The following is a 10800-nucleotide window of genomic DNA, read 5'->3' as shown; positions in this document are numbered from 1 at the left end:
ACGAGGAAGCGGATTCGCTTCCTCCCGTGGATACGCGAGGAAGGACCACACCACTACCCCACGTCGCCTGCTCCAGCGCAGTTCAGACAGGGCCAGGAGAAGAAGATGGCACTCTCTTCTAAGCGCCTGCCCCCTCCTTCGAGCGCTAGGCGGATCGCCGCGCGTCGGGGAGCTCAAGCGGCTCGTGGTGATGCCACAGTAAGTGTCGATCACCCCGGCGCAGCTCTGCGTCTCCCCACTCAAGGCGCATGACTCCGGTGCTCATGGCGCAGGCGTAAGCCACGAGCACCAGGCCGACGTCAGGGTCCAACTGGCTCAGGTCCTTGTGGAATTCCTGTTCTTGCAGTTCCACGAGCCCGAGGTCCAACTCCCCTTGCAGAGGCTCGGGGCCATGGCGACGAATCAGATCTGCCCGCAAGCCGACTGCGCGGCGAAGACGAGCGACTGTGACCGGTACGTCTCGCTTGGCGTAGCGGATCGGGTAGAGCACCTGGCCGGCAACAACCATTACCATGCGCGCTTGCAGGCGCACTGCCGTAGCGCCCGGAAGGTCGGCGAGCCCAGCTGCTAGCTCCTCATACTGAGAAGCGTGGAGACCATGTCCGTACGCTTCCAGGGTCTGCGTTCCTACTTCCCGGTGGCCGTCGCGTGCCCGTTCATGGGCCCTGACGATGTATTCCGGGATCAGCTTTGACAGCGGCTCAGCCAGCTCACCGAAGACGCTCTTCGACCATGACGCGCTGCGCTCCACCATCCCCGTCCCCCTCGTACTCGTAGCACCGTCAGAGACAACTACGAGTACTGACGGTGATCCGCAGTGAGGCTCAGCGCAAGGGCGCATAGTGGGCGCGTCTGGCGCATGTCATCGGCAACAGCACGCTTGAGACATCGACTGGTCGGTTCCCTGGCAAGTTGACTGACCAGCACGTCACTCACTAGAGGAGGCGCCCTCCCGGAGCCATGTGCGCAGGTTCAGCGAGGCAGCGCCTACGCGCTGCCGGGAGCCAATCGGGGAGCCAACCGGGGCGTCCGCCGGCGAACGAACCCGAACCGACGCGGACAGTCACGCTGGTCGAGCGCAGGTGGGCTACGGGGTTCCTCCCCCTCTTCCTGAGCCCCCGGTTAGTCCGGCCTTAACGCCGCCATAAGGATCTCCGCCGCCCGCCCCCAGCAGGCGTTTTCGCGGTTTCCTGGTCATGTCTCCCGGGCTCGCTTCCCCTCGCTCCCGGCGCCTGTCCGGCGGCTCAGGCCGGACAGGTGCCGGTGCCGGTGCCGGTGCCGGTGCCGGTCAGCTGAAGGCCGACGCACAGGTGGTGGCGGTGGCGTGGGCCGGGTCGAGGGCGTTGGCCACCTCGTGGAAGGCGATGCGGTCGAACAGGCCGATCGCCACGTGCTCGGACAGGTCGAGCGAGCACAGGTCCTGGAGCAGGACGTTGTGGACGTCCGAACCGCTCAGGTACTGGTCGTGCCACGGGGTCGCCACCTCGTCGTACTTGGTGGAGATGACCGTGTAGTGCACTCCGGGGACGGTGTCGCCGCCCGCGTTGAGCCTGGTGAGGAAGGCGGAACCGACGATCTGGTCGGCGAGGCCGGGGGTGCCGGACTTGAGCAGGTCCTCGGCGCCGGGGAAGTACGGCAGCAGGTTGGTGAGGCCGTCCAGGTCGGTGCCGTGGTTGTCGGGGGCGATGCCGACGAGGGCGTTCACCTTGGCGGCGCCGCCGAGGAACTTCAGGTAGTAGCGGGGCATCATGCCGCCCTGGGAGTGGCCGACCAGGTCGGCCTTGGCGGCGTCGGTCGCGGCGAGCACCTTGTCGACGAAGGACGACAGCTGTTCGGCGGACTTGTCGATGGGGCCGAGGCCGTAGAAGACCGGGACACCGGGCAACTGGCCGTAGTCGAGGGAGAAGACGCAGTATCCGCGGTCCTTCAGGTAGGGCGCGAGGCCCAGCCAGTTGTCGACGGAGTTCCCGAAGGTGCCGTGGACCAGGACGACGGGACGGGGATGGGCGGCGGACGGCCGGCAGGTGTAGTCGTTCCACCCTCCGCCGCTTCCGGATGCGGTCGCGGCGGCCGACTGCACGCCGGGCGCGGAGGTCGACGCCTGTGCGGTGGCGGCGGGAACGGCGCCCACGGCGGCGGCCAGGAGCAGCGCGGCGAGGGGTCTGAGCACTCGCTTCCAGGGCAGCATCGTGTGATCTCCTTGCGGCTCAAGGGAGGTGCGACGGCCTAACCCTGTGATCCGGATCACGAGGATGCTGTTCACTCGTCAAGTTACGAGCGAGTAGCCGAGGTGTGAAGTTACGCGTCAGTAAAAACTTCCGGTAACAACAAGGGCGCGACGCCACTCTGACGGTCCGTCAGCATGTTGCCCGGGACCGCGCGTCCGGGCATGCGATCGGCGCTCGGCGTGTCCGCGCTGGTCGGAGAAGCGACCTGGGGCGGACGGCGACCGTGCGGAGTTTCAGGCTGCCGCGTGCCGACGGGGGCGGTGGCGGGAGGCGATGACGACGGTCAGGGCCTCGACGGCGTCGACGGTCGCCGTGCTCAGGCCGACGGCGCGGCTGACCGTGACGCCGCCGGAGTCGTCGGACGCCGCGGCCAGCAGGCCGGAGCGCACGGTGAAGGTGTCGAACACCGACCGCAGCGCCCCCGGGGCCACGGTCTCGGCGCCGGCCGCGGCGCGGGCCAGGGCGGCGAGGTGTTCGTGCAGCGGATCGGCCAGCTCGGTCAGCTCCGGCACGGTGTCCTGCGGGGTGCGCGGCAGGTGTTCGATGAGCAGGGTGGCGCATCCGGCGAGTGTGGTCACCTGGGTGCTGATCCGCTCCAGCTGTGCGATCGACCAGGAGCCCCGGTGTCCGGCCGGCTCGGCGTGCGCCTGCTCCATCGCGGCCTCCAGGTCCTCCCTGGCCTGCCGTGACCGCGCCCGCAGCGCGTCGACGGCTGCCTTGTCGGTCGCCCCGACGTCGGCGTAGCCGGTCAGCAGCTCGGGCAGCAGCCGGTCCTGCACCCGCAGCCACTCCGCCAGCAGGCCCGGCACCCGCCGGTTGGACCAGGTCGGCCAGAGCATGAAGATGAGCACGGCGAGTGCGGCGCCGACCACCGTGTCGGCCGCGCGCGCCCACGCCGTCGGGCCGGGCAGCCCGCCGACGTGGTGGATCAGGAAGACGATCCAGGTGGTCAGCCACAGGTTGAGCATCAGCTGCCCGGTCCGCAGGGTGAGGAACGACGCCGTGGCCAGCACCACCGACAGGACGGCGAGGCCGAGGGGCGACCAGTTCGGCAGGGACAGCACCCAGGCGAGGAGACCGCCGAGCACGGCCCCGGCCGCCCGTCCCCAGGCGCGGGTGAGGGTGTGTCCGTAATCGGGGAAGAGGACCAGCATGGTGGTCAGGGCCACCCAGAAGCCGTGCGCGGAGATGCCCAGCCCGCCCCACCCGCCGATCGACCGGCCGATGATCTCCGCGATCACCACGCCCACGGCGAGCCGCACCGCATGACGGAAGATCGGCGAACGGGGTTGCAGCTGCGCCCGGATCCGCCGGGCGGTGCGCGCCACGGACGGGGTGCCCGTGTACAGACCCGGCACCTCGGTGTGGGGTTCCAGCGCGTCGCCGAGGCGGTCGTCGGTCGCGCGCCGGGCCATCTGCTCTGCCGACCGCAGCCGCACGGTCAGGTCACGCGGGCCGCGCACGGGCGAGTCGGCCGCCCACGACTGCAGGAACCCGTCGGCCTCCTCGGACGTGCGGTGCTCGCGGCCGGAGCCCACCGTGCGGGAGATGTCGCCCAGCACCTGCGCGACGGCGGCCAGCGCCTCCTGGTTCCCGTCCCCTGCCGCCACGGGAACCGTCAGCCGCACGGTGTGCAGTGCGCGGCGGACGCGCTCGGCCTCACCCAGCAGACCGAACATGGCCGCGGCCGCCGGCCGGCTGAACTGCGGCAGCAGGTCCAGGGCCTGCCGGGCCGCCGTGAACGGAGCGACCCCGCTCAGGGCGGCGGAGTCGCTCGCCACGGATCCCGCGGCGAGCGACTGGTACACAGTGGCCAGGGCGCGGCGCTGGGCGGCGAACCGCGGGCCGTACGGCGGGAGCAGCTGCACCAGCACGACGAGCCCGGACCCGACCGCGATCCACCCGGCGATCACCAGGCCGCCGTGTACGCCGGGAGCGAGATCCGCCGTGATCATCAGCCCGATGACCGAGAGGCACCCCCGGATGCCGGGCGCGACGCCCAGTGTCCGCCACAGCCCGGCGGCGAACGCCGCGAGCGCGAGCAGCAGCAGGAACAGCCAGGTGATGCCGTGCACCAGGGCCCCCAGCACCGCCATGGCGCTGAAGGCCACGGCCATCCCGAGCGCGTTGACCACGCGGTGCCGCAGCGGGCTCAGCAGTGTGCCGATGCCGCAGATGAACGCACCGACGCTGGCCATGGCCCCGGCCACCGGGTCGTCCAGCAGCAGGCCGAGAACCGTGGCGAGCACCACGGCGAGGACGGCCCGTACGATCGTCGACGGCGCGGCGAACGCCCGTTGGATGCGCAGCCCGTCCCGGCCGATCGTGATCAGCGACGACCACCAGCGCATGTGGGGCCTCCTCGGCGGCACGGCACAGGAGCAGCCGTCTCATCCTCTGCCGACCCCGGCACGGCTGCCACTCGCTGCCCCCCGGACGCGCCGCCCGGGCCGGCGAGCACGGCGGGCCGTACGGCCTCCGGTCCGAAACGTCTGCGGGCCCGGTCGGCTGCGGCTTCGGCCGCGCGGGCGAGGGCGTCGGCGGGATCCATGGAGAGTTGGCCGTAGGACCTGTCGGCCGGCACCAGGTTGTCGGCGCGCAGTACATAAGCGCGTACGCGTGCTCGTTGCAGCCCAAGGCCGGTCAGCAGTCCCAGAGCGGTTGCCGCGAGCGCGGGTGAGTGGTCGGTGGGTTCCGGCAGCGTGCGCGTACGCGTGGTGGACCTGCGGTCGGCGTACCGCACCGTGAGGGTGAGCCGAGTGGTGATCTGCCGTTCACCGCGCAGGCGTTGGCCGATCTGGTCGGAGAGTCCCAGGACCGCTCGATGATGCTGTGCCGGGTCGAGGCAGTCCCGCTCCAGCGCCAGGTCGGCCACCAGACGCGCTTCCGGTTCCGAGGGGGTGACCGGGCGGGGATCGTGGCCGCGGGCACGCTCGGCCAACAGACGGGCCAGGCCCACCCCGAGCAGTCGCTGCAGGGTCTCCGCGGGCAGGTCGACGACCTGCCCGATGGTGTGCAGGCCGTATTTGTGAAGTGTCTCCGCGGTGCTACGGCCGATCCCGGGCAGTGCGGTGACCGGGCGGGGACACAGCCAATCGGCGGCCTGCTCGGCAGGGACCCAGGTGGTCTCGCCGAACGCGGACGCGTCGGCCGCCATGGCCGCGAGCATGCGGTTGCCCGCGAGCCCGGCGCTGCAGTCGATGTCGTAGTGGAGCATCAGCCTCATCTTCACCGCCTGGACCAGGTCGTAGGGAGACAGGTCGAAGTACCGGAGCGCCGACGTCAGATCGAGCTGCACGGCGTCGGGCGGAACGGCCTGCACGTGAGGCGTGATACCGGACATCAGTTCGATTATGTGGCCGTACTGGGCCTCGTTCGGCACACCGTGCAGATGAAGGTGCGCGATGTGCCGCTGACGTGGGTTCATCCCGCGCTCCCCGGACTGCGGTGGCCGAACTTCTTCAGGTCGGCCGAGCGGGTACCGGCGGGCTGGAGGTCGGCGTACGGATGCAGACGGGCGCCCGCCGTGCCGTCGACCAGGGTGCGCCGCGGCTGGGCGGGAGTCGGGTGCGGGCGGCTCCTGCCGAGGAGGGCGAGAGCTGCCTCGGGGCCGCTGTCACGCCGGGCCGCGGCGATCTCGTCCAGGTCCCAGGCCATCGCGCCGACGACGGTACGACGGGTGCCGCGCACCTGGACCGTGCCGCGCACCAGCAGCAGCCCGCTGTGGAACACGGTGTGCGCGCAGGCCGGGTGGGAGTCCTCGAAGAAGGCGAGGTCGACCAGCCCGGAGCCGTCCTCCAGGGTGACGAAGATGATCCGCTTGCCGCTCGCGATCGGCGGGGTCTGGGTCGAGGCCCGTACGCCCGCGACGAGCACCTGCTGCCCGGCCCGCATCCCCGCCAGATGCGCCGCGTCGGTCGCGCCGATCTCGCGCAGCAGCCGGTGGTGGTGCTCCATCAAATGCCTGGAGACGTCGATGCCGAGGGTGCTCAACTCGGCGCTCAGGGCCTCGCGGCCGGTCATCTCCGGCAGCCCGCTGGGCTCCGCGCCGCCGACGGCCCCTGCCACGATGGGCAGTTGGCCCGCACCGGCGGTCCGGTTGCGGGACTGCCGGTGGAGTTCGGTGATCTGGAGCAGCAGATCACGCCGGGTGAGTCGGCCGTCGTGGAGGGCGGCCAACGCGCCGATCTCGGCGAGGCGTTCGGCGACCGGGCGGCTGGGGCGGGCCCGCTGCCAGAAGTCCGACAGCGATCCGTACGGCTGCCCCTCCTCGATCCGCGCACACTCCTCCTCGCTGATGCCGTGCACCGCGGACAGCGCGAGCCGTACGCCCCATCGCTCCCCCTCGGTCATCTCCACGGTGTGCTTCACCCGGGACCGGTTGACGTCCATGGGCAGCACCGGCACCCCCCGCCGACGGGCGTCGGAAACGAGAACCCGCTTGGGCCACATACCGGGATCGTGTTCGAGCAGACCGGCCAGCAGGAAAGCCGGATAGTGCGCCTTGAGCCAGGCACTCTGCAAAGCAGGTACGGCGAAGGCGACCGCGTGGGCCCGGCAGAAGCCGTACGCCCCGAAGGCCTCGACGGTCCTCCACACCTCGTCCCGCACCTTCGCGTCGTACCCACGCGCGCGTGCCAGCCGGTGGAACCAGTCCTTGATCCTCGGCAGCGCGCTCTTGTCGCCGAGCGCCCGCCGGGTGATCTCCGCGAAGGCCCGGTCGCAGCCGGTCATCACCGACAGCGTCTCGATGATCTGCTCGTGCCAGATGGTGACGCCGTAGGTGTCGGCGAGCACCGGCTCCAGATCCGGATGGGCATACGACGGTCTGCCCCCGTGCCTGGCCGCGATGTACCGCTCGGGCATACCACCCGCGACCGGGCCGGGGCGGAAGAGGCTGATGTCGGCGATCACATCCTGCACGTCGCGCGGCCGCAACCGGGACAACAGGTCCTGCTGGCCAGGTGACTCGAGTTGGAACAGGCCCAGGGTCTGGCTCTCCTGGATGAGCTTGAACGCGAAGACGTCGTCGAGCGGCACCTGCTTCGGATCGTCCAGGTCGATGCGGTTGCCGGTGGTCCGTTCGATCTCCGCGACGGCATGAGCCATCGCGGACTGCATCCGCACACCCAGGACATCCAGCTTGATGTTGCCCAGCGCCTCGATCTCCTCCTTCGCCGCCATGGCCATCGGATAGTCGCCCTGCGGGGTCGGCTGCACCGGCAGCCGGTCCAGAAGAGTCGCGTCGCTGATGACCACGCCGCAGGGGTGCATGGCCATGCCGTGGACCAGGGAGTCGAGGCCTTCGGCGAGCTCCCACAGGGGCCCGTACCGGTGCGCCTCGCCGGCCAGTTGCCGCAGCTCGGGCAGCTCGGCGAGCGCACCGGTGATGTCGGAGGCCCGCAGGTGCGGGAAGCTCTTGGCGATCCGGTCGATGTCGGCGGGCGCGATGCCGAGTGCCAGGCCGGTGTCGCGCAGGGCCCGGCGTGCCCGATAGGTCTCGGGCATGGCGGTGACCGCCACCCGCTCCTTCCCGAACCGCTCGAAGATCGCGTCGTAGCACTCCAGCCGCCGGGCCGACTCCACGTCGATGTCGATGTCGGGCAGCGAGCCCCGGCGCACACTCAGGAAGCGTTCGAACAACAGGCGATGGTCGAGCGGATTGGCGGTGGCGATGTCCAGCGCATGGCAGACCATCGACCCGGCACCCGAGCCACGGGCCGCGACCCTGATCCCCTTCGCCCGGATATCGGCGACGACCTGCCCAACGGCGAGGAAGTACGAGTCGTACCCCAGCCCGGAGATCACCTCGAGCTCCCCCTCCAGCCGCTCCACCGCGGCACGGTCACGATCCAGACCACGCCGGACCAGACCGTCCTCACACCGCCGGCGCAACAACTCCGCGGCTCCTCCGGGCCCGGCACCGAAGAGCGCCGGCTCTGGGAAGTGCCGGGAACCGAGCCCGAGGTCCGCCCGCGGGTCGACGACGCACTCAGCCGCCGTGGCGGCGGTGTCCGCCATCAGCCGACGCGCCCGTCGCTCGTCCGCCCCGGCACACTCCGCGACCATCCGCGCCACGACCGCCATGCTTCCCTCGTCCTTGAGCCAGCGCTGCCCGCTGTCCAGGCGACGCCGGTCGATCGGCCGCAGCAGCCGCGCGGCGTCCAGGACGTCGGCGAGCCGATGCTGCTCGGGATCGGCATAGCGGACGGCGTTGGAGAGCACAGCGGTCACACCCGTCCGATCGGCCAGCGCCAACGTCCGAGCAGCCAGCCGAAGGGACCCCGCCCCCACGCCGAAACGTTTCTGCGCAACAACCTCCAGCCGGACCCCCCTCCCGAACACCGCCTTCCAGGGCGCCAGCAACTTCACCGCGACGTCCTCCCGCCCCACCGACAACGCCCGCACCGGCTCCGAGAGCGGCCCGAGCAGCACGACCAGCCCGGGACCGCCGTACTCGCGCAACGCCTCCCAGGACACCACCGGCGTCCCGCCCTCGACGGCATGAGCGGCCGAGGTGATACGACACAGCCGCGCCCACCCCTCCCGGTCCCGCGCAAGCAGCACGAACCGCAGCGGCGGCTCGACCACATGCGCACCCCCACTCACCGGAGTGCGACGCCGCTGCCTTGGCGGTGGAGGCGCGACAGCCTCCACCGCCAGGTCGACACCGAAGACCGGCCGGACCCCCTCCTTCTCACACGCCCGAGCGAATCGAACAACACCGGTGACCGTGTCCCGATCGGTCAACGCGAGCGCCGCCACACCCCGCTCCGCCGCCCTTCGGACAAGGTGCTCCGGATGAGCGGCGCCGTACCGGGCGGAATAACCGGAGGCGACATGCAGATGAGCGAAGCCCGCCATGCCACACCTCCACCACTCCACCCCTTTTCCGCCATATGCCCGATACGTTCATCGTACGCTCGTTCGATTACTCTAGCCCCATCATCCCCGGTCAAGGACCTAGATTCGAACACATCAGCGATTCTTTGCATGACCCACCCCACAACCGCAGGCGCGACCCCGACCCCCGCCCCACCGCGACAGGCCGCCGCAGGCACAAAAACGACGAAGCCCCGCCCCTCACACCCGGGGCGGGACTCCACAAAGCGTCTTCCGAACGTCAGCCGATCTGCGCACCGGTGGCCGACAGCGCCGCGGTCACCGGCTGGAAGAACGTCTCCCCACCGGCGGTGCAGTCACCACTGCCACCCGACGTCAGCCCGATCGCGCTGTTCCCGTCGAACAGCGAACCACCACTGTCCCCGGGCTCCGCACACACATCGGTCTGGATCAGCCCGCTGACAGTGCCCTCCTGGTAGTTCACCGTCGCGTTGAGGCCCGTGACCGTACCGTCGTGCACCTGCGTCGTCGACCCGCTCCGGGTCACCTTCTCCCCGACGGTCGCCTCCGCGGCCTGCGTGATCTGCTGCGAAGACCCGTTGTACAGATCGACCGCGCTCGGGTGCTCGACATCCGCCGAGTACTTGACCAGCCCGAAGTCGGTCCCCGGGAAGTGCGACTCCGCGTTCTGCCCGATCTCCTTCCCGCTGGAGTCCGACCAGCTGGAGATCGCCGCGGTGCAGTGTCCCGCGGTCAGGAAGTACGGCTGCCCGTCCTTGACCACGTTGAACCCGAGCGAGCAACGCCCACCGGACCCGGTGATGGCGTCACCACCGGCGACGAAGGGCTTGAACTCCCCCTTCGACCGCCTGAGTTCGACCTTGGACCCGAGCCCGTCGGTCACCTTCCCGAGCTTGGCAAGCTCAGCCCCGGACACCGTCCTGTCCGCGGTGACGACGACCTTGTTGGTGACCGGGTCGGTCGCCCACGAGGTACCGGGAATGGTCGCGTCCTTCTTCAGCGTCGCCCGCGCCCCGGCCAGCTCGGCGAGGGAGTTGGTGACGATCCTCGCCTTCGCGCCGGCCGCCTCGACGGTCTTCGCGGTGGCCGCGTCGAGCACGTTGACGACGAGGCTCTTCGTCCGCGCGTCGTAGTAGCTGCCGGCCGCGTCGGACCCGAGGTCCGGCGTCAGCCGCAGGGCGAGTTCTCCGGCCGCGGGTGCCGACAGAACCCGCGCCTTCGGAGCGGACTTCGCCGGCTCGCTGGCGTTCGCAGTCTGGAAGGTGACTCCCGCGGCGACCAGTGCGGCGATTCCCGCACCGGCCACGGCGGCCCGCCGCCCGGATATGCGTCGGTGCTTCAACTCATGTCCTCCTGTGGGGGGTCGGCCCGAGAGATTGTGGGGACCTCACGAACCGGAAGGCTGGTTGACGGGCGCCTACTCTTCCGAACCGCACAGGGGGCACACAAGGTCGACTTCAGGACGCGCACAGAAAACGCCCGCACACTCCACCCAACTTGACCGTGGTCAGTCATCCCAGGGAATTCGCACTGCAAACACTACGCGCGAGTAACGCGTAGGCGGACAGTGACGGTTACGAGTGTCCGAAACAAAACCTTCACCCCCGGACCCCCAACCCCATCCCACCCCTCACCCCCAGACCCCCAACCCCATCCCACCCCTCACCCCCAGACCCGAGTCCCCACCCGGAACAACCAAAAGCCCCCG

Annotated in this window: 6 protein-coding genes; all 6 read right to left on the bottom strand. The window is 70.3% G+C overall.

Annotated features, from left to right (window positions below; translation table 11 throughout):
* Window positions 1-145: 145 nt before the first annotated feature.
* Complete coding sequence (locus ACWD5D_RS24300) at window positions 146-754, bottom strand: hypothetical protein (protein WP_451374845.1); 609 nt, start codon at window positions 752-754, stop codon at window positions 146-148.
* A 534-nt stretch (window positions 755-1288) separates the two neighbouring features.
* On the bottom strand, window positions 1289-2188 hold the full coding sequence (locus ACWD5D_RS24295; RefSeq protein WP_451374844.1) for an esterase/lipase family protein: 900 nt from the start codon (window positions 2186-2188) through the stop codon (window positions 1289-1291).
* A 273-nt stretch (window positions 2189-2461) separates the two neighbouring features.
* Entirely contained in the window at window positions 2462-4579 is a 2118-nt protein-coding gene (locus ACWD5D_RS24290; RefSeq protein WP_451374843.1) for an FUSC family protein, read from the bottom strand.
* Window positions 4558-5655: a DNA polymerase Y family protein gene (locus ACWD5D_RS24285; protein ID WP_451374842.1), complete on the bottom strand. Its 1098-nt coding sequence runs from the start codon at window positions 5653-5655 to the stop codon at window positions 4558-4560. The genes ACWD5D_RS24290 and ACWD5D_RS24285 overlap by 22 nt, the downstream gene beginning before the upstream one ends.
* On the bottom strand, window positions 5652-9092 hold the full coding sequence (locus ACWD5D_RS24280; protein ID WP_451374841.1) for a DNA polymerase III subunit alpha: 3441 nt from the start codon (window positions 9090-9092) through the stop codon (window positions 5652-5654). The genes ACWD5D_RS24285 and ACWD5D_RS24280 overlap by 4 nt, the downstream gene beginning before the upstream one ends.
* A 259-nt stretch (window positions 9093-9351) precedes the next feature.
* Window positions 9352-10434, bottom strand: coding sequence for a S1 family peptidase (locus tag ACWD5D_RS24275; protein ID WP_451374840.1), 1083 nt, complete (start codon window positions 10432-10434; stop codon window positions 9352-9354).
* Window positions 10435-10800: the final 366 nt, after the last annotated feature.

This window comes from Streptomyces sp. NPDC002520, assembly GCF_053595235.1.
This window is presented reverse-complemented; position numbering and strand designations above follow the sequence as displayed.

Bases quoted from the DNA above. Each gene is read 5' to 3' on its own strand.
- ACWD5D_RS24285 (WP_451374842.1), bottom strand. From the start codon at position 5,655: ATGAACCCACGTCAGCGGCACATCGCGCACCTTCATCTGCACGGTGTG.
- ACWD5D_RS24300 (WP_451374845.1), bottom strand. From the start codon at position 754: ATGGTGGAGCGCAGCGCGTCATGGTCGAAGAGCGTCTTCGGTGAGCTG.
- ACWD5D_RS24290 (WP_451374843.1), bottom strand. From the start codon at position 4,579: ATGCGCTGGTGGTCGTCGCTGATCACGATCGGCCGGGACGGGCTGCGC.
- ACWD5D_RS24280 (WP_451374841.1), bottom strand. From the start codon at position 9,092: ATGGCGGGCTTCGCTCATCTGCATGTCGCCTCCGGTTATTCCGCCCGG.
- ACWD5D_RS24295 (WP_451374844.1), bottom strand. From the start codon at position 2,188: ATGCTGCCCTGGAAGCGAGTGCTCAGACCCCTCGCCGCGCTGCTCCTG.